A 21,038-nucleotide genomic window follows, 5' to 3' on the forward strand; every position below is an offset into this window, starting at 1 on the left:
ACCTTTGCGGTTCCTTGCACCCAACAGCCGCCTTGGAAGGAGTATATGATGAGTCAGGCACCGGACAGTGCGGATTACGTGGTGGTTGGCGCGGGATCGGCCGGCTGCGTGGTCGCCAATCGCCTTAGCGCGGATCCGTCGATCAATGTGACGCTGATCGAAGCGGGGGGGCGCGATTCCAGCCCGTGGATCCACATTCCCGTCGGATATTTCCGGACCATGGATAATCCCGCCTTCGACTGGTGTTACCGCACAGAGCCCGATGCCGCTTTGGGTGGCCGTTCCCTGCCCTGGCCGCGCGGAAAGGTTCTTGGCGGTTCGTCTTCGCTGAACGGATTGCTTTACGTCCGCGGCCAGCGCGAGGATTACGATCACTGGGCGCAACTTGGCAATCGCGGCTGGTCCTGGACGGATGTCGCCCCGATCTTCGAGGAACTCGAAACCTTTCAGCGTGGCGGGGCCGAGGGCCGGGGCACGAGCGGTCCGCTACAGGTATCCGACCCGCGCCTGCGTCGGGAAATCTGCGAAAGATGGATCAGGGCGGCGAATGCGAACGGCATCGAATACAACCCGGATTACAACGGTCCCGTTCAGGAGGGCGTCGGACATTTCCAGCTGACGGTGAACAAGGGCAAACGCTGCTCGGCGGCCACCGCATTTCTGAAGCCGGTTCGCGACCGCGCCAATCTGTCGGTCGCAACCCGGGCGCAGGTTCTTCGCGTGGTGGTTCGTGACGGTGTGGCGACAGGGGTGGAAATCGCCCGTCCCGATGGCAGCAGGCAGGTGATTACCGCGCGTCACGAGGTTATTCTTTGCGCGGGGGCGATCGGCTCACCCCAGATCCTCATGCTGTCCGGTATCGGCAATCCGGAACATCTTGCCGCGCATGGTATCGGGACGGTTGTCGCCTCTCCGGAAGTCGGTCTGAATTTGCAGGATCATCTTCAGGCGCGATTGGTATTCAAATGCCACGAGGCGACCCTGAATGACGAGGTCCGCAGCACCTTCAACAAGATGAAGATTGCCGCCGAATATGCGATGTTCCGCACCGGTCCGATGACCATGGCGGCCAGTCTGGTTTTCGGTTTCATGAAAACCCGCCCCGAACTGGCGACGCCGGATATCCAGTTCCATATTCAGCCATGGTCGGCGGACAGTCCGGGCGAAGGCGTACATCCCTTTTCGGCATTCACCCAGTCGGTCTGTCAGCTTCGCCCGGAAAGTCGCGGGGCAATCACATTGCGCTCGGCGGATGCAAGGGACGCGCCGGTGATCAATCCGAATTATCTTGCGACCGAAACGGACCGCAATACCATCGTCGCCGGTATCAGGATCGCCCGCGCCCTGGCCAGAACCGAGCCACTGAAATCGGCGATCTCGGAAGAGTTCAGGCCAACGGCGGATCTGGACGGCGATGATCAGCTTTTGGCCTGGGTGCGGCTGAATTCGACCACCATCTATCACCCCACGGGCACCTGCCGGATGGGCACCGACGGGAACGCGGTCGTCGATCCGCGGTTGCGGGTGCGCGGCGTGCGCGGTCTTCGCGTCGCCGATTGTTCGATCATGCCGCAGATTGTTTCCGGCAACACGAATGCTCCGGCCATGATGATCGGCGCGAAACTGGCGTCGATGGTTCTGGAGGACCGCCCGGTCACGCAAATCGCGGATGAGTCGCGCGACCCGATTCACAATGTAGCATAGGAGATTCAGGATGCGAATGACGACTGAGGAGTCTTTTGTTAAGGTATTGCAGCTTCATGGTATTGAGCATGCGTTTGGGATCATCGGTTCTGCGATGATGCCTGTTAGCGATCTTTTTCCGCGTGCCGGGGTGCGTTTCTGGGATTGTGCGCATGAGACGAATGCGGGTCTGATGGCGGATGGTTTCACGCGCTCGACAGGGAAGATGTCGATGGCGATCGCGCAGAACGGTCCGGGGGTGACGGGTTTCGTGACGCCGGTCAAGACGGCCTATTGGAACCACACGCCGCTTTTGCTGGTGACGCCGCAGGCGGCGAACAGGACGATCGGTCAGGGCGGGTTCCAGGAGATGGAGCAGATGCGGCTTTTCGCGGATTGCGTCTGCTATCAGGAAGAGGTGCGCGACCCTTCGCGCATTCCCGAGGTTCTGAACCGGGTGATCCTGCAGGCCTGGCGCAACTCTGCGCCGGCGCAGATCAATATCCCGCGGGATATGTGGACGCAGGAGATCGATGTGGATCTGCCGCAGGTGGTGGCGTTCGAGCGCCCCTCGGGGGGCGAGCAGGCGGTGGCCGAGGCGGCAAGGCTGCTGTCCGGGGCGGCCTTCCCGGTGATCCTGTCGGGGGCGGGCGTGGTGCTGTCGGGGGCGATCCCCGATCTGGTCGGGCTGGCCGAGCGTCTGGATGCGCCGGTCTGCAGCAATTATCAGCATAATGACAGCTTCCCCGGCGCGCATCCGCTGGCCATGGGCCCTCTGGGTTATAACGGCTCGAAGGCGGCGATGGAGATCATCGCGCAGGCCGATGTTGTGCTTGCGCTGGGCACGCGGCTGAATCCGTTCTCGACCCTGCCGGGCTATGGGATCGATTACTGGCCGAAGGATGCGAAGATCATCCAGGTCGATATCAATGCCGACCGGATCGGGCTGACAAAAAGGGTGACGGTGGGCATCCAGGGCGATGCGGGCAAGGTGGCGCGGGGCATTCTGGCGCAGCTTTCGGAGAGCGCCGGCGATCAGGGGCGCCAGGAGCGGCGCGATCTGGTGGCGCAGACCAAATCGCGCTGGGCGCAGGAACTGTCCAGCCTGGATCACGAGGATGACGATCCGGGCACCGAATGGAATGCCGGCGCGCGCACCCGCGATGCCGGGCTGATGTCGCCCCGTCAGGCCTGGCGGGCGATCATGCAGGCGGTGCCGAAAGACGCGATCATCAGCAGCGATATCGGCAATAACTGCGCCATCGGCAATGCCTATCCCAGCTTCGGGGCGGGGCGCAAATATCTGGCGCCGGGCCTGTTCGGCCCCTGCGGCTATGGCTTCCCGGCGATCCTGGGGGCCAAGCTTGGCAATCCCGACACGCCGGTGATCGGCTTCGCGGGGGATGGCGCTTTCGGGATCTCGATGAACGAGATGACCGCCTGCGGGCGCGACGACTGGCCGGCGATCACCATGGTGATCTTCCGCAATTATCAATGGGGCGCGGAGAAGCGGAACACGACGCTGTGGTACGACAACAATTTCGTCGGCACGGAACTGGACCGCGGCACCTCTTATGCCGGGATCGCGCAGGCCTGCGGGGCGCGGGGCGTGCAGGTGAGCTCGCAGGAAGAGCTGACTTCGGCGCTGCACGAGGCGGTCGAACGGCAGATGGCGTCGCGGGAGACCACCTTTATCGAGGTGCTGCTGAACCAGGAACTGGGCGAGCCCTTCCGCCGCGACGCGATGAAGAAGCCGGTGGTTGTGGCGGGGATCGATCCCGCCGATATGCGCCCGCAGCAGGGCGCCGCATGAGACCCCCCGCATGAGCGGCGCCGGCGGGGTGTCCGCCGGCTCTCTTTCCGCGGGCCGGCGATCATGACGGGAACGGCGCCGCTTCTCTCGCGGCCCGCTTCTTTCGGGGCCCGCTTCTCTCGGGGCCCGCTTCTCTCGGGGCATGTGCCGGGGGCCGTCTGTCCCGGATTTGCCGCCCTGGTTCCGGTGGCGGTGACGGCGCAATTCCTGCCCGGACATTCCGGCGCGCCCACCATGTTGCGGCCGGGATGTCCGCCGCCGCCGGGCGCGCTCGTTGCCGCTGCCGTCGCGGCTGCCGTCTTTCACCGTCACTTGCCCGCATGTCACAGCATGAGGAACATCCATGAAACCGCTGGAACGCATCCTGTCCGATGCCCGCGCCACTCCGCGCCATATCATCCTGCCCGAGGGCGGGGACCCGCGCGTGGCCGGGGCCGCGCTGCGGCTGACGCAAGAGGGGCTGGCGCGGATCACATTGATGGACGGGCCGGATCTGCCGGGGGTGAGGGGCCTGCGCGCCGCGGATGCGCCCGATCTGGCGGCGCTTGCCGATCACTGGCATCGCCTGCGGGCGCCGAAGGGCATGACGGCGGCCCGGGCGCTGGAGGAGATGCGCGACCCGATCCGTCAGGCGGCGATGCGGGTGCGGCTGGGTCAGGCCGACGGCACGGTGGGCGGGGCGGTGGCCACCACGGCCGAGACCGTGCGCGCGGCCCTGCAGGTCATCGGCCGGGCGCCGGATGCGGGGATCGTCAGCAGCTTCTTTCTGATGCTGTCCTGCGCGCCGGATGCGCCGGTCCGGGGCGGGATGATCTTCGCCGATTGCGGGCTGGTGGTCGCGCCCGATGCGGATGAGCTGGCCGCCATCGCGCTTTCGGCGGCCGGAAGCTGCCGGCAGGTGCTGGCCGAGACGCCGCGGATCGCGCTGCTGAGCTTCTCGACCGCCGGTTCGGCCCAGCATCCCAGCCTGATCAGGCTTCACGAGGCGCTGGCCCTGATCCGCGCCGCCGATCCCGATCTGGAGGTGGATGGCGAGATCCAGTTCGACGCGGCGCTTGACGGGGCGATCCGGGCCCGCAAGGCCCCCGGCAGCCGCCTGACCGGGCGCCCGAACGTGTTCATCTTCCCCGATCTGGCCGCCGGCAATATCGGCTACAAGATCGCCCAGCGCCTGGGCGGACTGACCGCCATCGGCCCGATCCTCCAGGGCCTGGCCAAGCCCGCAAACGACCTGTCGAGAGGATGCACCACCGAGGACATCATATACGCCACCGCGATCACCGCAGTGCAGGCCGGAAAACATCAACAACAACACAGCCCCGATCCCGCAAAACACAACCGGCACATAACCGAAAAATGTGAGAGGAGATAACCCGCAATAAAGGCAGCGGGAGGGAGGATGATTGGAATTGCCGGTCACAGGCGGGTCGCGTGGCCTGAGCCCGGCTGACCACCCCGCTGTCCCTGCCGCTAGACCCGTCCGCTCATCTTCGGGGCTCGGAAGACGCGGGTGCGGGCGAAGACGTCTTCCAGGCGGTTCAGACGCTCTTGCACCTGATCGGGCAGATGACCCTGAACCTGCGCCAGCAGCGCCTCGACCACCACCATCAGCGTGGCGGTTGAATCCCAGGCGGCGGGCATCTCGATATGGCAGGGCAGGGTGTGGGTCGCGTGGGCGGCTGCGGGGGATAGCCAGCGATCGGTGATCAGCACCACCTTGACCCCATGGGCGGCGGCCAGTTCCGCCAGATGGACCGCGTTCGATTCGTAGCGGCGGATGTCGAAGATGACCGTCACGTCGCCGGCGCGCATGTCCAGCAATGCCTGCTGCCAGTCGGTCAGGTGATCGGCCAGATAGGTCACCTCGGGGCGGATCACCCGCAACAGCGTCGCCATGTAATCGGCATGGGCATGGGTCAGCCGCCCGCCCATCACGGTCACCTTGCGTGCCGGATCGGCCAGCATTTCCGCGGCGCCGTTGAAATCCTGCGCCGGGATCTGGCCCAGCGTTGCCTCAATATTGCCGACCACCTGCGCGGCAAAGGATTGAATCGGATGGGCCTGCGGTTCGCGCGCGCCTTCGGGCAGAGAAAGCGGCGCCACCAACAGCCGTTCCACCTCGGCCCGCAGCGCGGCCTGATAGTCGGAATAGCCCCGGAAGCCAAGCTTTTGCACCAGCCGCACGACGGTCGGCGAGGAGACTTCCGCCGCGCGCGCCAGAGTGGTGATCGAACCCAGGGCCGACATCGGGAAATGCGACAGGATATGCGTGGCCGCCTGCCGTTCGGCGCGGGTCAGCCCGCCCAGGGATGCCCGCATTTTCTCTTCGATCTTCATCTTTGGCCTCGTCTTCCTGAACCAGAAACATTTGTAACAGAAAATTTCGTTTAGAACAATTCTTGACAGAATCGGGCCGTCAAGGGAACGCTTGATCAAAAAACAGGGAGACGAGTCGCATCATGGAATCGATTGCAACCGGGCGCTTTGTGGCTTTTCGTGCCGAATCTCGGACGGGCTGGTCTTTGCGCTTTTCCGTTCCGCCGCAGAGGCCATAACCATGCCTCGCGCAGCAATCGCCTTCGTGCGGATCGTCGAAGCGGTGAATTACCGCATCGGCCGCATCGCCATGTACCTGTTCCTCGCGCTGGCTGGCGTGCTGCTGTGGTCGGTCATCACCAAGGCGTTCTTCCGCCCGGCGCTGTGGACGCAAGAGATGGCCCAGTTCACCATGGTCGGCTATTTCGTCCTTGGCGGCGCCTATTCACTGATGTTGAACGCCCATGTCCGGATGGATCTGCTTTATGGCCACTGGTCGCCGCGCCGGCGGGCGGTCATCGACAGCATGACCGTTCTGGCACTGATCTTCTTTCTGGCGGTGACTTTATGGGGCGGGGTCGAGAGTACGATCTATGCCTTCGAGGTGGGCGAACGGTCGCGCACCGTCTGGCGACCCTATATGGCACCGATCAAGATCGTGATCTGTGTCGGCGTGCTGCTGATGCTGCTGCAAAGCATTGCCTTCCTGATCCGCGATATCGCCACCCTGCGCGGGGAGCGGATCTGATGCCCAACGAATATATCGCGATCACCATGTTCGCCGGGATGATGGCGATGCTGCTGACCGGGCAGCGCGTCTTTGCCGGAATCGGCTTCGTTGCCGTGCTTGCCGCGGTGATGCTGTGGGGCGGTCAGGGCGGGCACGATATCGCCTTTACCAGCACGATCAAGCTGATGAACTGGTATCCGATGCTGACCCTGCCGATGTTCGTCTGGATGGGCTACATCATGTCCGAGACCCGGCTTGCCGACGATCTTTACCGGATGTTCCATGTGTGGTTTGGCCCCGTTCCCGGCGGGTTGGCCATCGGGACGATCCTGCTGATGGTCCTTGTCTCGGCGATGAACGGGCTGTCGGTGGCCGGGCTTGCCATCGGCGCGACCATCGCCCTGCCCGAACTGCTGAAGCGCGGTTATGACAAGCGGATGGTGACGGGGATCATTCAGGGCGGATCGTCGCTGGGAATCCTGGTGCCGCCCTCGATCGTGCTGGTGCTGTATTCGATGATCGCGCGGCAGCCTGTGGGGCAGCTTTGGCTTGCCGGGATCCTGCCGGGGTTGCTGATGGCGGCGATGTTCCTGCTTTACGTGGTGATCCGCTGCGGTATCAACCCAAGGCTCGGCCCGCCGCTGCCGCGGGAAGAGCTGGCCAGCGTCACCTGGGCCGAGAAGATCGGCCTGCTTCGCGCGGGGCTCCTGCCAGTGATCATCTTTGCGGGGATGATGGTGCCCTTCGTGCTGGGTTATTTCAGCCTTGTCGAAAGCAGCGTTGTCGGTGCGGCTATCGCCACGCTGGTCGCGTTGATGAAACGGCGGTTAACCCGCAAGGTGTGGGAAAGCTGCATGGTCAGCACGCTGGGCGTGTCCTGCATGTTCATGTGGATCCTGCTGGCGGCCCTGGCCTTCGGCGCGGTTTTCGACGGATTGGGTGCGGTGCGCGCCATCGAAGCCTTCTTCCTCGAGGATCTGGGGCTGACGCGCTGGCAGATCATCATTCTGATGCAGGTCTCGTTCCTGATCATGGGGATGTTTCTGGACGATACGGCCATGCTGGTCATCGTCGCGCCGCTATATGTTCCACTGGTCCAGGCGCTGGAGTTCGATCTGATCTGGTACGGGATCCTGTATACGATCACCTGTCAGGTCGCCTATATCACCCCACCCTTCGGCTATAATCTGTTCCTGATGCGGGCGATGGCACCCGATCATGTGACGCTGGGCGATATCTACCGCTCGATCGTGCCGATTGTGGGCATCATGATCCTGACCCTGATCATCATCATGGCTTTCCCGCAGATCGCGCTGTGGCTGCCCAATCTCGTTTACGGACAATGACGAAAGACAGGGGCGGCCCGAACCGCCCCATAACCCACGGAGGTAAAGACATGACCACGACCAGACGGAAATTCCTGTCCACCAGTGCGCTTGCGGGGGCCGGGGCGCTTGCCGCGCCCGCTGTGCATGCGCAATCGGCGCCGATCAAATGGCGGATGCAGACCTATGCCGGCGCTGCGCTTGGTGAACATGTCTGCAAACCCGCCATCGAACGGTTCAACAAGATTGCCGACGGGCAGATGGAGATCGAGCTTTACTATTCCGATCAACTTGTCCCGACATCCGAGCTGTTCCGCGCCATGCAGAACGGCACCATCGACGCGGTGCAGTCGGATGACGATTCCATGCAGTCGCCAACCGAGGTGACGGTTTTCGGCGGCTATTTCCCCTTTGCCAGCCGTTACAGCCTGGATGTGCCGGTGCTGTTCAACCAATACGGGCTGAAGGAGATCTGGGAACAGGAATATGCGGCGGTGGGCGTTCAGCACATCTCGGCGGGGGCCTGGGATCCATGCCATTTCGCGACCAAGGATCCGATCAAAAGCCTTGCCGATCTTGAGGGCAAGCGCGTCTTCACCTTCCCCACGGCGGGCCGGTTCCTGGCGCAATTCGGTGTCGTGCCGATGCAATTGCCATGGGAGGATATTCAGGTCGCCTTGCAGACCGGAGAGCTGGACGGTATCGCCTGGTCGGGCATCACCGAGGATTACACGGTCGGCTGGGCCGATGTGACCAAATATTTCCTGACCAATAATATCTCGGGCGCATGGATCGGGCATTTCTTCGCCAATGCCGACCGCTGGAACGAAGTGCCGGATAATCTGAAGCTGCTGATGGAGGTCTGCTTCGAGCAATCGCATTACTATCGCCAGTGGTGGTATTGGGGCGGCGAGGCTGATCTGCGGGTCAACGGACCGAAGCTGGAGCTGACCTCTATCCCTGATACGGAATGGGCAACAGTCGAAGAGAAGGCGCGCGAATTCTGGGACGAGATCGCGTCCGAATCCGAGGTGAAGGCCAAAGTGGTCGAGATCTTCAAGAAATACAACGATGTCATGGCCAAGGCCGGGCGGCCCTATCGATATAGCTGATCCGGTGATCCGGCCGGGCGGGGCGATCCTTCCGGCCGGAATCCCGCCATTTTTCCGGTGAATGGATTTCTTACATGCCCGCAAACCTGACGCTTGAAAGCCTCCAGGCCGCCTTTGATACCGGCGAGATCGACACCGTGCTGGTCGTCGCCCCGGATATGCAGGGTCGCCTGTTCGGCAAACGTTTCCATGCCGCCTTTTTCCTTGATGGCGGGCATCGGGAAACGCATTGCTGCAACTATCTGCTGGCGCTCGACATGGAGATGCAGACCGTCCCCGGCTATCGCAGCGCGGGCTGGTCGCAGGGCTATGGCGACTATGTGATGAAGCCCGACCTGTCGACATTGCGCCGCCTGCCATGGCTGCCGGGGACCGCCATGGTGATGTGCGATCTGCTGGATCATCACACGCATGAAGAGGTGGCCGTCTCGCCCCGCGCCATCCTGAAGCGGCAGGTGGCCCGCGCCCGCGAGATGGGGTTCGAGCCGATGATGGCGACAGAACTGGAATTCTATCTCTTCGATAACAGCTACGAAAGCTTTCGCGATCAGGGTTTCGGCAATCTGACCGCGATTTCGGCCTATAACGAGGATTACCACATCTTCCAGACGACCAAGGAAGAAGACGTGATGCGGGCCATCCGCAACGGCCTTCACGGCGCGGGCATCCCGGTCGAGAACACGAAAGGAGAGGCGGATTCCGGTCAGGCCGAGGTCAATTACCGTTATTCCGACGCGCTGGACACCGCCGACAATCACACGATCATCAAGCAGGCGGTGAAGGAAATCGCCTGGGCCAGGGGCAAATCGGTCACCTTCATGGCGAAATACGATACCGCCAAGGCGGGTTCGGCGGCGCATGTCCATCAGTCGCTGTGGACTCCGGACGGCAAGCCCGCTTTCCATGATCCCGGTGATGAACACGGCATGTCGGCTTTGATGAAGCATTTCGTTGCCGGCCAATTGGCGGCGGCCGGGGAAATGACGGTTTTCCTCGCCCCTTATGTCAACAGCTACAAGCGCTTCACCGTGGGGCTGTTCGCGCCCACCAAGGCGGTCTGGTCCATCGACAACCGCACCGCCGGCTATCGCATCTGTGGAGAGGGGACAACGGCCGTTCGCGTCGAATGCCGTATCCCCGGATCCGATGCCAACCCCTATCTGGCCTGCGCCGCGCTGCTGGCCGCCGGGCTGGACGGGGTCGAGCGCAAGCTGGATCTGCCCGCCGGGATGAAGGGCGACATGTATCACACCGAGGGCCTGCGCGAGATTCCCCGCAACCTGCGTGACGCCGCGGCCCTGCTGAATGTGTCGGAAACCTATCGCAGGGCCTTCGGAGACGAGGTGGTCGAGCATTACCACCACGCGGCGCAATGGGAAATTTCCGAGACCGACCGCGTGGTCACCGATTTCGAGCTTCAACGCCTGTTCGAGCGTTCGTGAAAAACGGCGCTCCCCTTATGAGGACAAGATGACACCGATCAAAGTGATTTCCCCGGTAAATGGCACGGTCTATGCCGAGCGTGTGCCCCTGACGCCCGATGAGGCGCGCGCGGCGGTGGCCCGCGCCCGCGCGGCGCAGAAGGAATGGGCAGCGCGTCCGCTTGATGAGCGCATCGCGCTGGTCAGGGCGGGGGTGGCCGAATTGATCGCGATGGGCGCCCGGATCGCGGCGGATCTGACCGGACAGATGGGCCGCCCGATCCGCTTCGGCAAAGGCGAGATGGGCGGCGTCAGGGACCGCGCCGATTACATGGCCGGGATCGCCGCCGAAACCCTTGCCCCGAAGATGGTCGAGGACAGCGATACATTCCGCCGCTACATCGCGCGGGAACCGCTGGGTGTGGTCTTTGTCATTGCGCCCTGGAATTATCCCTATCTGACGGCGATCAACACCATCATCCCGGCCCTGATCGCCGGGAATGCCGTGGTGCTGAAACATGCCAGCCAGACCCTGCTTGCGGGCGAGCATCTGGCGCAGGCGTTCCATGCGGCGGGTGTTCCGGAGGACGTGTTCCGGAATATCGTGCTGGATCACGCCACGACCGAGGCCCTGATCGGCGAGCGTGCCTTTGACTTCGTCAATTTCACCGGCTCTGTCGCTGGCGGGCGGGCGATCGAGCGGGCGGCGGCGGGCAGTTTCGTGCCGCTGGGCCTTGAACTGGGCGGCAAGGATCCGGGCTATGTGCGCGCGGATGCCGATCTGGACGCGGCGGTGGAATCGCTGATGGACGGGGCGATGTTCAATTCCGGCCAGTGCTGCTGTGGGATCGAGCGGATCTATGTGCATGAAAGCCTGTTCGATGCCTTCGTGGAAAAAGCCGTGACATGGGTCAATGCGCTGCGACTGGGCGATCCGAATGACGAGTCGACGACGCTTGGCCCGATGGCGAATATCCGTTTTGCCCGGACCGTCCGCGAACAGATCGCCGAGGCGCTGGCCAAGGGTGCGACACCGCTGATAGATCCGGCGCATTTCCCTGCCGATGATGGCGGCGCCTATCTTGCCCCGCAGATTCTTGTCGATGTGGATCATTCGATGCGGGTGATGACCGAGGAAAGCTTTGGCCCGGTCGTCGGCATCATGAAGGTCCCGGACGATGACGAGGCGCTGCGGCTGATGAATGACAGCCCTTACGGCCTGACCGCAAGCATCTGGACCCGTGACAGCGACAAGGCGGCCGGGATCGGCGCCCGGATCGAAACCGGAACCGTGTTCATGAACCGCGCCGATTATCTTGACCCGGCCCTGTGCTGGAGCGGCTGCAAGGATACCGGTCGTGGCGGATCGCTGTCCTATTTGGGTTACCTTTCGGTCACCCGCCCGAAATCCTATCATCTGAAAAAGGCCTGACATGAGCGATAATCACGATGTTCCCAGCCGCAACTGGACCTACCCCACCGCGATCAAGTTCGGCGTCGGCCGCATCGGCGAATTGGCTGAACATGTTCAGGCGGCGGGGCTGCGCAAGCCTCTGCTGGTCACCGACAAGGCGCTGGCCGGATTGCCGATCACTGCCGCCGCGCTGGATGTGCTTGAGAATGCAGGGCTTGGCCGGGCGGTGTTTTCAGAGGTGGATCCGAATCCGAACGAGATAAATATGGCGGCAGGGATCGCCGTCTACCGGTCCGGCGGGCATGACGGGGTGATCTGTTTCGGCGGCGGCTCTGCCCTGGATCTGGGCAAGATGATCGCGTTGATGGCCGGTCAACGCGCGGATCTGTCGGTCTGGGATCTGGAAGATGTGGGCGACTGGTATACCCGCGCCGATGCCGGTCGGGTCGCGCCGATCATCGCGGTTCCGACCACGGCGGGCACCGGCAGCGAAGTTGGGCGCGCGGGTGTGCTGACGAATTCCGCGACCCATAAGAAGAAGATCATCTTTCACCCGAAGCTGATGCCTGTCGTCACCATCTGCGACCCGGCCCTGACCGTGGGGATGCCGAAATTCATCACGGCGGGCACCGGCATGGACGCGCTGGCGCATTGCCTTGAAGCCTATTGCTCGCCCCATTACCATCCGATGAGCCAGGGCATCGCGCTGGAGGGAATGCGGCTGGTTTTCGAGAATCTGCCGGTCGTCTATCGCGATCCCGAAAACCTGACGGCGCGTGGCCATATGATGAGCGCGGCAGCGATGGGCGCGGTTGCCTTTCAAAAGGGTCTGGGTGCGATCCATTCGCTGTCGCATCCGGTTGGCGCGGCCTATGGCACCCATCACGGCACCACCAATGCGGTGGTCATGCCGATGGTCCTTGACTTCAACCGCCCCGTCATCGAGGACCGCATCGCGGCGGCGGCGGCTTATCTGGGCATTACGGGCGGCTTTGACGGCTTCCGCGCCCGGATCATGGAACTGCGGGCCGAACTTGCGATTCCCGCAAGCCTGAGCGTGATGGGCGTCGAGGCCGGCCGGCTGGACGAACTGACCGAAATCGCATTGGAGGACCCGTCATGCGGCGGCAACCCGGTCGAGATGACGCGCGAGAATACCCGGGCGCTTTTCGAGGCATGCATGTAGCGGTCGGGCGGGGATAATCCCAGGCCCATCCGCTATATGCGGCAACCGGTCCGGCGTCAGGCATGCTGGCCGGGATCCTGTCCGGACTGCTCAGCAGTGTCGGCAAGCGACCTGCGCCGCTGGAGGTCAGGTCAACTTTCCAGCCCGTCTTTCACCCGTTCCCAAGCGCGCGTCAGATGCTCGCCCAGGATTTTCGCCAGGCGATCCGCGTCGCGGGCTTCCAGCGCCTCCATCATCTCTTCGTGCTCGGCCACGGCGCTGGCCCATTTTTCGGGGCCTTCATGTCCGATGAAGCGGATTCGTTTCAGCCGGGTCTGAAGCCGCGCGTGAATTTCGGACAGGGTGTCATTGTCGGCCAGCGCCACGATGGCGGTGTGAATGTCCTGATTCAGTTTGTAATAATCCAGCCGGTCGCCGCGACGATAACAGGCCAGCATTTCGTCATGCATCGCCCGGACCGCGGCGATCCCCTTGTCCGAGGCGACCTCGACCGCGCAGCGCCCCGCGAATTGTTCCAGCGCGCCGGCGACCTGCAGCATGTTCAGCACCTCCTTGGCGCCGAATTCCTTGACCATCGCGCCCCGGCTGGGAATTAGCTCGACCAGCCCTTCGCTGGCCAGGAACTTGATCGCCTCGCGCAGTGGCGTCCGCGAAACCCCAAGGCGCGCGCCCAGCTGACCCTCGTTCAAACGCGCACCGGGAGGCAGGTGGCCCTCGATGATCATGTCTCGCAGCCGGTTGAGAATTGCATCATGCAATGACTGGCGCTCGATCTTGATCTCCATCTCGGGATCATCCGACATCCGGGAATTCACCACGCTGCTAAACCTCCTTGTCAATTATTCCAAATGGCTATGCGTAGCCGGGCCGTAAGTCAATGATGCGTTCTGAAGGCTGTATACAAAATACTTGATTATGGAAAATGCCCATGCTAGCGAAGCCGCCAGAGGAGCAGAATCGGGAGGAAAGGCGTGACACAACGCTGGACAGCAGAAGAATGGCCCATCGCGGCGGCGATGATTCCATTTCCGGGCAAACTGCCGGATGGCGGGCTTGTGCAGGACGCATCGTCCGAAATCTGGGCGGAAAGCCTGACGGATGTCGCCGATGCAGGTTTCGATGCCGTGGATCCGACTGATTCATGGTTGCGCATCGCCGATCTGGATCTTGCGCGCCGGGCTGAATTCGTCTCGATCTGCGAAGGGCTTGGCTTGTCCGTCCCGGCTATCTCGACGGCGCGGCGCAGCGTCATCGACCCGCAGCATGGCGACGAATATCTGGCCTATAGTCACCGCGTCATCGACAGCGCCGCCGAACTTGGCATCGGCCATGTCAGCTTCGGCTTTTTCGGCCCGCTGTCGCCGAACCAGATGAAAGCGCTGTGGTTCTGGACGGAACAGGGGGTGCAGAATCCCGACGATCCCGACATCTACCGCCTTGCCGTAAGCCGCATCCGTGAACTGGGCCAGCATGCCGAAAGCTGCGGTATCCGGATCTCGCTCGAGATGTACGAGGATACCTATCTTGGCACCGCCCGCGATTCCGTGCGCTTCGTGACCGAGGTGGATCATCCCGCCGTCAAGCTGAATATCGACATCGGCAACCTGATCCGGCTGCATCGCCCGGTCGAGCCCTGGGCCGAGATGATCGAGCTATGCGCACCCTATGCCGGTTATTGGCATGTGAAGAACTATTACCGGATCGAGGATCCCTCGGGTCTGGTGATGACCCATCCGGCGCCTCTGCTTGGGGGCACGATCAACTGGCGCGCGGCGATCAGGCGGGCGCTGGAACTGGGTTTCGACAGTCCTTTCCTCGTCGAGCATTACGGTGGCGACGGCTTGTCCGTCAGTGCCGCCAACCGGGACTATATCAGGCGCATTCTGTCGGGAAGGACGATCCGCACATGACCAAGCTGTTTGACCAGCCGGATCAGTTCGCCGCGACCGCGCTGGCGGGTTTCTGCGCGGCCCATGCCGACCGCGTGACGGCGGTTCCCCATGGTGCCGTCCGCGCCGCGCCGGGGCCCGAGGGCAAGGTCGCGTTGCTGATTGGCGGCGGATCGGGGCATTACCCGGCCTTTCTGGGCTATGTCGGCGCGGGGCTGGCGGATGCCGCGGTCGCCGGAGACGTCTTTGCCTCGCCATCGACGGCATGGGTTTACGGTGTCGCCAGGGCGGCGAACCGGGGCGGTGGCATGATCCTTGGTTTCGGCAATTACGCGGGCGATGTGCTGAATTTCGGCGCGGCGGCAGAGAGGTTGCGCAGCGAGGGGATCGACGCGCGGATCCTTGCGGTGACCGACGATGTGGCCAGCGCCCCGCGCGAGGAACAGGCCAGACGGCGCGGCGTGGCGGGCGATCTGCCGGTTTTCAAGATCGCCGGTGCTGCGGCCGAGGCCGGGCTGGATCTGGACGCTGTGATGGAGGTGGCCGAACAGGCGAACCGCGCCACCGTTTCGTTCGGCGTGGCCTTCGACGGCTGCACGCTTCCGGGGCAGAAGGCTCCGCTGTTTATGGTCGAGGCCGGAAAGATCGGCATGGGCCTTGGCATTCACGGCGAGCCGGGCATCCGCGACGAAAAGATGGTGCCCGCCGCAGAGCTTGCCCGGATGCTGCTGGACCCGCTTCTGGCCGAGCGGCCCAAGGGGCATGACGGTCGCGTGGCCGTGGTGCTGAACGGGCTTGGCTGCACGAAATACGAGGAATTGTTCGTCCTTTGGCATCACCTGACCGGGCTGCTGGATGCAGAGGGGCTGACCCCGGTTCAACCCGAGATCGGCGAATTCGTCACCAGTCTGGACATGGCGGGCTGTTCGCTGTCGATCACCTGGCTGGATGACCGGCTTCAGGAATATTGGTGCGCATCCGCCGATACGCCGGCATTCCGGCGCGGCAATGTCGCGCCCGCTGCTTCCGGCCGGCAGGTTGTGGCGATGGTCGAGTCCGCGCCCGAGATCCCGCCCGCTTCGCCGGAATCACGGCAGACCGGTGCCTGTATCGCCGGGCTGATGGCCCGTTTGGCCGAAGCCTTGACCGAGGCCGAGGAAGAGTTGGGCCGGATCGATGCGCAGGCAGGCGATGGGGATCACGGTCAGGGCATGGCGCGCGGCTCGGCCGCGGCTGCGGATGCCGCCGCGAAGGCTGCCGACGCCGGGGCAGGGGCGGCCACCGTGCTGTCGCTGGCGGGCGATGCCTGGGCCGATCGGGCCGGGGGCACATCCGGCGCCTTGTGGGGTGTATCCCTGCGGGCATGGGGGCAGGCATTGTCGGATCAGGCCGTGCCCGATGCCGCGGCTGTGGCGCAGGGCGCGCAGGATGCCCTTGACGCGGTGACCCGGTTGGGCGGCGCGCAGCGGGGTGATAAGACGCTGGTCGATGCCTTTGCCCCTTTTGTCGACACCCTGCGAGATGCCACCGATGAAGGGCGGCCGCTTGCAGAGGCATGGGATCTTGCGGCTCGGGCGGCAACGAAGGCGGCTGACGCCACCGCCGATCTGGTGCCGAAGCTGGGGCGCGCCCGTCCGCTGGCAGAGCGCAGTGTCGGCCATCCCGATGCCGGCGCCGTCTCGCTGGCCCTATGTGCAAGAGTGATCGCCGAAGAGTTAAGAAAGGTCTTCGCTCGCTAGACTAATCGCAAATGAACACACGCTGTTGCGAAGTGGATCGCTTCGTGACGGCGAAAGGAAACCGCATCCGATCTGGACCCGATATCCGCCGGCAGATGGCGCGGAAACAAAATTCTAGACCGAATGCTAAATATTGTATACAGAACGCTAAATGGAGGATTCGCATATGCGTATAGCGCTCGCGATAGGAGATGCGGGGGGCGTTGGCCCGGAACTGGCGGCAAAACTTCTGGCGCATGAGGATATGCGGGGCCGCGATGTGATCGTGGTTGGCGATGCCAGTATCCTGAGGATGGGCGCCGAACATGCGGGTGTTACGCTTGATCTGCCGGTCGTCCGGCCCGGAGATGATGTGCCTGCCGGACATGTGCTGATCGATCTGGCGAATTGCCCGGCTGACAGCGTAAAGCTGGGCGTGTCCAGCCCCGAAGCCGGCGCGGCCTCATTGCAGAACTTCGCCGCCGTGCTTCGCCTTGCCAGAGCCGGGATCGCCGATGCGGTGATGTTCACCCCTTATAACAAGCATTCCATGCGGCTGGCCCGTCCCAGCTATGTCGATGAGATCGGTTTCATCGACATGGTGCTGGATGCCGAACGCAGTGGCCGCGAATTCAACGTGTTGGACGAGGTCTGGAATGCCCGCGTGACCTCGCATATCCCGCTGAGCAAGGTCGCCGGGACACTCAGCACCGAGCGGATTCTGGGCAGCCTGCGCCTGACATCGGAAGTTATGGCCGGTGCAGGAAAACCCGGCGCGCGGATCGGCGTCGCGGCGTTGAACCCGCATGCGGGCGACGGCCGCAATTTCGGGCATGAGGATGAAGATATCATCGCCCCGGCAGTCGAGGCCGCCGTGGCCGAAGGCATTCCGGCCAAGGGTCCGATCCCGTCCGATACCGTTTTCGTGCGTGCCACGCGCGGCGAGTTCGATGCCGTGCTGACCATGTATCACGATCAGGGCCAGATCGCGATGAAGCTGATTGGCTTCGACCGGGGAGTGACCCTGATCGCAGGCTATGGTTTCCCGATTGTGACGCCGGCGCATGGCACCGCTTTCGATATCGCGGGGCAGGGCAAGGCTGATCCGGGCGCAACCCTGACTGCGGCCCGGCTGGGCTGGGACCTGGCCAAATTGAACCCGGAACGCAGCGATATCGCACCATTGCCCGCAGGCTGGGCGACCGAGGAGGTCAAACCCAGCGCGATGGTGGCCGGATAGGCTGCTATCCGGGGACCGTAATCTGTCAGAGGCGAACTCAGTGGAGGAGAAAACCATGATCAAGACCAGGATTGCACTATTAACCGCGACTGCCGTGATGGTCGCAGCCCCGGCACTGGCCGATTGGGCGCCAAATCGCCCGATCGAATTCGTTGTTGCGTCGGGCGCCGGCGGCGGCACCGATAATTTTGCCCGTACCATCCAGTCGGCATTGACCCGCAACGATATCGTGGATGCGCCGATGGTGGTGCTGAACAAGGGCGGAGGCTCGGGCGCCGAGGCGTTTCTTTATGCGCGCCAGAATGCCGGCGATCCGAACAAGCTGATTTTCGGCACGAATAATGTCTATCTGCTGCCATATGTGGCCAAGCTGGCCTATACGACCGAGGATCTGCAACCTGTCGCCGCATTGGCGCTGGATGAATTCCTGGTCTGGGTCAAGGCGGACAGCCCCTATGAATCCATCACCGATCTGATCGATGCGGCCAAGGAAGCCCCCGGAACGATTACCTTCGGCGGCAGCCAGTCGAAGGATACCGATGAGACGCTGGTCGCTTTGATCGAGCAGGTTTCGGGCGCGGATTTCAAATATGTTCCCTTCAACGGTGGCGGCGAAACCGGTGTGCAGCTTGCCGGCGGCCATATCGCGGCGAATGTGAACAACCCGAACGAGAATATTGGTCAGTGGCAGGCCGGCGCGGTGCGCCCGCTCTGCGTCTTCTCGCCCGAGCGGATGGCGGAAAGCGAGCCGATCGGCGATGATATGGGCTGGCACGATATCCCGACCTGCAAGGAAGCCGGGCTGGATATCGAAAGCTACCAGATGCCGCGCACGGTGTGGCTGCCCAAGGATACGGATCCCGAGGTTGTGGCCTTCTATGAGGATGCCATGAAAAAGGTTGCCGAAACGCCGGAATGGCAGGATTACCTGACCAAGACCTCGCAGACTGGCGCCGTTCTGCTGGACGAGGAGCTTGCCTCCTTCATTCAGACGAACGAGGACAACACGGTCAAGGTCTTCCAGGCGGAAGGCTGGACCGCGGCAGAGTAAAAATCACTGACCGAAGCAGGCCCGCGGGAAGCATCCGTGGGCCTGCCTGTTGGAATGGGGCAGGGTGATGAACTCCCCTGTCATGCAGGCGGAAAGGGAGAGCCATGACCGTCAGACGTTTTCATGCCGAGGTCGGAACTGCCTTCGCGACAGCCGGGCTTGGCATCGCCGCCGTGACCGGCGCGGCAGGATTGGGCTTCGGTTGGGAAGAAAGCGGCCCGCAACCGGGATATTTCCCATTCTATGTCGGGCTGATCCTGATCGGGGCGAGCCTGTGGAACCTCATACGGGCGTTCATGAAGCATCGCGCGGCGGTTTTGCATGAGCGCAACTCGGGCGAGATCGAGGAACCGTTTCTGCGGCGCGAGAATCTGGGGCGGATCGGCACCTTTCTTGCCGCCATGGCGGGTTTCGTCATCGGCACGCTGACGCTGGGCGTCTATGTCGCATCGACGGTCTATATCGCCTGGAGCGCGTGGCGGCAGGGCGGCTACCGGCTGTGGGTGGCGCTGGCCGTGGGCGCAGGGTTCACCATCGTGCAATACGTGATCTTCGAGGTCATCTTCAAGATTCCGCTGCTGAAGGGACCGATCGAGCCCCTTCTGGGCATCTACTAGGAAAGGCGCTGGATCATGGGTAATTTCGATCTGCTGATGCATGGTTTCGGCGTCGCGATCACGCCGATGCACCTGATGCTGATGGTGGGCGGCGTGCTGATGGGGCTGGTCGTCGGCGTGCTGCCGGGGCTGGGCGCGCCGAATGGCGTGTCGCTGCTGATCCCGCTGACTTTCGCGCTGGATCCGACCTCTGCCATCATCCTGCTGTCCTCGATGTATTGGGGGGCGCTGTTCGGCGGCTCCACCACATCGATCCTGTTCAACATCCCCGGCGAGCCAAGTTCCGTCGCGACCACATTCGACGGCTATCCGATGGCGCGAAAGGGAGAATCCACCCGCGCGTTGACGCTGGCCTTCATGTCTGCCGGGGTCGGCGCGCTTGTCGGCGTCGTCGTCATTACGCTGCTGGCGGGCTGGGCGTCGAACTTCGCGCTGCAATTCGGGGCGCCGGAATATTTCGCCGTCTATTTCCTGGCTTTCGCGGCCTTTATCGGCATGGGCAGCGCATCGCCCGCCAAGACGCTTGTTTCGCTGACCACCGGCCTGCTGCTGGCCACGGTCGGCATGGATACGGTGACGGGCGAGATTCGGCTGACCTTCGGGCTGGATCAGCTTCTCAGCGGGATCAGCTTCCTTGTCGTGGTGATCGGCCTTTTCGGCATCGGTGAGCTTTTGTCCACCGTGCAAGAGGGGCTGCGCTTCCGCGGAGTCAGCTCGAAGATTGATCTGCGCGATGTGCTGAGGACCATCGCGGAACTGCCGCGCTATTGGGCAACATCGGTCCGGTCGGCCCTGATCGGCATCTGGATGGGCATCACGCCGGGCGGCCCGACCGCCGCCTCGTTCATGAGCTACGGTATCGCCCGTCAGGCATCGCGCAAGGGCGAAGCCTTCGGCACCGGCCGCCCGGAGGGCATCGTTGCCCCTGAAACCGCCGACCACAGCGCCGGAAGCTGCGCCATGTTGCCGATGCTTGCGCTTGGCGTGCCGTCTTCGGCCACGGCGGCGGTGATGATGGGCGGGCTGATGATCTGGGGGCTGACGCCCGGTCCGATGCTGTTCGCGACAAAACCCGATTTCGTCTGGGGCCTGATCGCAAGCATGTATGTGTCGAACCTGATCGGCGTGATCCTGGTTCTGGCGACCGTGCCGATGTTCGCGGCGCTGCTGCGCATCCCCTTTGCGATCATCGGGCCGATGATCGTGGTGATCTGCTTCGTCGGTGCCTATACCGTCTCGAACGCGAGTTTCGATCTGTGGCTGGTGCTGCTATTCGGGCTGGTGGGCTATCTGTTCACCAAGCTGGGCTACCCGCTGGCGCCGCTGGTTCTGGCGATGGTGCTTGGCCACAAGGCCGAGAACGCCTTTCACCAGTCGATGATCCTGTCGAACGGGTCGCTTGAGATCTTCTTCTCGAACACGCTGGTCACGTCGATCATGCTGATCGCGCTGGCGCTGCTGATCCTGCCGAAGACCCTGCAGCTTGGCTCGCGCCTGCGCCGCAAGGCCCCGGTCGAATAAGG

Annotated in this window: 17 protein-coding genes; 15 read left to right on the forward strand and 2 right to left on the reverse strand. The window is 63.2% G+C overall.

The genetic code is table 11. The features are described 5' to 3' along the window. The first annotated feature begins 48 nt into the window (after positions 1-48). The 3 genes from Q0601_RS03370 to Q0601_RS03380 all read left to right on the forward strand — a co-directional run bounded on the left by Q0601_RS03370 (position 49) and on the right by Q0601_RS03380 (position 4,868). Positions 49-1,704, forward strand: coding sequence for a GMC family oxidoreductase (locus tag Q0601_RS03370; RefSeq protein ID WP_305287127.1), 1,656 nt, complete (start codon positions 49-51; stop codon positions 1,702-1,704). A 10-nt stretch (positions 1,705-1,714) separates the two neighbouring features. Next, positions 1,715-3,496 carry a sulfoacetaldehyde acetyltransferase gene (xsc, locus tag Q0601_RS03375; protein WP_305286888.1) on the forward strand — a complete coding sequence of 594 codons (1,782 nt, stop codon included), beginning with the start codon at positions 1,715-1,717 and terminating at the stop codon, positions 3,494-3,496. A 343-nt stretch (positions 3,497-3,839) separates the two neighbouring features. Then, entirely contained in the window at positions 3,840-4,868 is a 1,029-nt protein-coding gene (locus Q0601_RS03380; RefSeq protein ID WP_305286890.1) for a phosphate acetyltransferase, read from the forward strand. 98 nt (positions 4,869-4,966) lie between these two features. On the opposite strand, the gene Q0601_RS03385 is transcribed toward Q0601_RS03380, so the two are convergent. Further along, positions 4,967-5,833 carry a MurR/RpiR family transcriptional regulator gene (locus Q0601_RS03385; RefSeq protein ID WP_305287129.1) on the reverse strand — a complete coding sequence of 289 codons (867 nt, stop codon included), beginning with the start codon at positions 5,831-5,833 and terminating at the stop codon, positions 4,967-4,969. Positions 5,834-5,924: 91 nt separating this feature from the next. On the opposite strand from Q0601_RS03385, the gene Q0601_RS03390 reads away from it, so the two are divergent. From Q0601_RS03390 to Q0601_RS03415, 6 genes are all read left to right on the forward strand, one after another. Beyond that, positions 5,925-6,560 carry a TRAP transporter small permease subunit gene (locus Q0601_RS03390; RefSeq protein ID WP_370656087.1) on the forward strand — a complete coding sequence of 212 codons (636 nt, stop codon included), beginning with the start codon at positions 5,925-5,927 and terminating at the stop codon, positions 6,558-6,560. Then, positions 6,560-7,888, forward strand: coding sequence for a TRAP transporter large permease (locus Q0601_RS03395; protein ID WP_305287131.1), 1,329 nt, complete (start codon positions 6,560-6,562; stop codon positions 7,886-7,888). The genes Q0601_RS03390 and Q0601_RS03395 overlap by 1 nt, the downstream gene beginning before the upstream one ends. Before the next feature lie 50 nt (positions 7,889-7,938). Then, positions 7,939-8,979, forward strand: coding sequence for a TRAP transporter substrate-binding protein (locus Q0601_RS03400; protein ID WP_305287133.1), 1,041 nt, complete (start codon positions 7,939-7,941; stop codon positions 8,977-8,979). A 74-nt stretch (positions 8,980-9,053) separates the two neighbouring features. After that, positions 9,054-10,421 carry a glutamine synthetase family protein gene (locus Q0601_RS03405; protein ID WP_305287135.1) on the forward strand — a complete coding sequence of 456 codons (1,368 nt, stop codon included), beginning with the start codon at positions 9,054-9,056 and terminating at the stop codon, positions 10,419-10,421. Between the two features lie 28 nt (positions 10,422-10,449). Beyond that, the gene (locus Q0601_RS03410) at positions 10,450-11,832 is read left to right on the forward strand and encodes an aldehyde dehydrogenase family protein (RefSeq protein ID WP_305287137.1); all 1,383 of its coding nucleotides are present in this window, start codon (positions 10,450-10,452) and stop codon (positions 11,830-11,832) included. A 1-nt stretch (position 11,833) separates the two neighbouring features. Next, positions 11,834-13,000 (forward strand): iron-containing alcohol dehydrogenase, encoded by a 1,167-nt coding sequence (locus tag Q0601_RS03415; RefSeq protein WP_305287139.1) that lies wholly within the window; start codon positions 11,834-11,836, stop codon positions 12,998-13,000. A gap of 131 nt (positions 13,001-13,131) precedes the next feature. Here Q0601_RS03415 and Q0601_RS03420 read toward each other — a convergent pair whose 3' ends face one another. Beyond that, positions 13,132-13,818 carry a GntR family transcriptional regulator gene (locus tag Q0601_RS03420; RefSeq protein WP_305287141.1) on the reverse strand — a complete coding sequence of 229 codons (687 nt, stop codon included), beginning with the start codon at positions 13,816-13,818 and terminating at the stop codon, positions 13,132-13,134. Between the two features lie 153 nt (positions 13,819-13,971). Here Q0601_RS03420 and Q0601_RS03425 point away from each other — a divergent pair, with 153 nt between their 5' ends. The 6 genes from Q0601_RS03425 (at position 13,972) to Q0601_RS03450 (ending at position 21,036) form a co-directional block, all read left to right on the forward strand. Further along, positions 13,972-14,910 carry a sugar phosphate isomerase/epimerase family protein gene (locus tag Q0601_RS03425; protein WP_305287143.1) on the forward strand — a complete coding sequence of 313 codons (939 nt, stop codon included), beginning with the start codon at positions 13,972-13,974 and terminating at the stop codon, positions 14,908-14,910. After that, positions 14,907-16,628 (forward strand): dihydroxyacetone kinase family protein, encoded by a 1,722-nt coding sequence (locus Q0601_RS03430; RefSeq protein WP_305287145.1) that lies wholly within the window; start codon positions 14,907-14,909, stop codon positions 16,626-16,628. The genes Q0601_RS03425 and Q0601_RS03430 overlap by 4 nt, the downstream gene beginning before the upstream one ends. Positions 16,629-16,794: 166 nt before the next feature. Continuing rightward, a complete protein-coding gene (locus Q0601_RS03435) occupies positions 16,795-17,847 on the forward strand; it encodes a 4-hydroxythreonine-4-phosphate dehydrogenase PdxA (protein WP_305287147.1) in 1,053 nt (350 codons plus the stop codon). A gap of 55 nt (positions 17,848-17,902) precedes the next feature. Further along, positions 17,903-18,898 carry a Bug family tripartite tricarboxylate transporter substrate binding protein gene (locus Q0601_RS03440; RefSeq protein ID WP_305287149.1) on the forward strand — a complete coding sequence of 332 codons (996 nt, stop codon included), beginning with the start codon at positions 17,903-17,905 and terminating at the stop codon, positions 18,896-18,898. Positions 18,899-19,002: 104 nt separating this feature from the next. Further along, positions 19,003-19,515 (forward strand): tripartite tricarboxylate transporter TctB family protein, encoded by a 513-nt coding sequence (locus tag Q0601_RS03445; RefSeq protein ID WP_305287151.1) that lies wholly within the window; start codon positions 19,003-19,005, stop codon positions 19,513-19,515. A gap of 15 nt (positions 19,516-19,530) precedes the next feature. Continuing rightward, positions 19,531-21,036: a tripartite tricarboxylate transporter permease gene (locus tag Q0601_RS03450; RefSeq protein ID WP_305287153.1), complete on the forward strand. Its 1,506-nt coding sequence runs from the start codon at positions 19,531-19,533 to the stop codon at positions 21,034-21,036. Positions 21,037-21,038: the final 2 nt, after the last annotated feature.

Origin of the sequence: Paracoccus wurundjeri (assembly GCF_030678915.1) — a bacterium.
In the GTDB taxonomy this organism is placed as follows: Bacteria; Pseudomonadota; Alphaproteobacteria; order Rhodobacterales; family Rhodobacteraceae; genus Paracoccus; species Paracoccus onubensis_A.

Bases quoted from the DNA above. Each gene is read 5' to 3' on its own strand.
- Q0601_RS03370 (WP_305287127.1), top strand. From the start codon at position 49: ATGAGTCAGGCACCGGACAGTGCGGATTACGTGGTGGTTGGCGCGGGA.
- xsc (WP_305286888.1), top strand. From the start codon at position 1,715: ATGCGAATGACGACTGAGGAGTCTTTTGTTAAGGTATTGCAGCTTCAT.
- Q0601_RS03380 (WP_305286890.1), top strand. From the start codon at position 3,840: ATGAAACCGCTGGAACGCATCCTGTCCGATGCCCGCGCCACTCCGCGC.
- Q0601_RS03385 (WP_305287129.1), bottom strand. From the start codon at position 5,833: ATGAAGATCGAAGAGAAAATGCGGGCATCCCTGGGCGGGCTGACCCGC.
- Q0601_RS03395 (WP_305287131.1), top strand. From the start codon at position 6,560: ATGCCCAACGAATATATCGCGATCACCATGTTCGCCGGGATGATGGCG.
- Q0601_RS03400 (WP_305287133.1), top strand. From the start codon at position 7,939: ATGACCACGACCAGACGGAAATTCCTGTCCACCAGTGCGCTTGCGGGG.
- Q0601_RS03405 (WP_305287135.1), top strand. From the start codon at position 9,054: ATGCCCGCAAACCTGACGCTTGAAAGCCTCCAGGCCGCCTTTGATACC.
- Q0601_RS03410 (WP_305287137.1), top strand. From the start codon at position 10,450: ATGACACCGATCAAAGTGATTTCCCCGGTAAATGGCACGGTCTATGCC.
- Q0601_RS03415 (WP_305287139.1), top strand. From the start codon at position 11,834: ATGAGCGATAATCACGATGTTCCCAGCCGCAACTGGACCTACCCCACC.
- Q0601_RS03430 (WP_305287145.1), top strand. From the start codon at position 14,907: ATGACCAAGCTGTTTGACCAGCCGGATCAGTTCGCCGCGACCGCGCTG.
- Q0601_RS03435 (WP_305287147.1), top strand. From the start codon at position 16,795: ATGCGTATAGCGCTCGCGATAGGAGATGCGGGGGGCGTTGGCCCGGAA.
- Q0601_RS03440 (WP_305287149.1), top strand. From the start codon at position 17,903: ATGATCAAGACCAGGATTGCACTATTAACCGCGACTGCCGTGATGGTC.
- Q0601_RS03445 (WP_305287151.1), top strand. From the start codon at position 19,003: ATGACCGTCAGACGTTTTCATGCCGAGGTCGGAACTGCCTTCGCGACA.
- Q0601_RS03450 (WP_305287153.1), top strand. From the start codon at position 19,531: ATGGGTAATTTCGATCTGCTGATGCATGGTTTCGGCGTCGCGATCACG.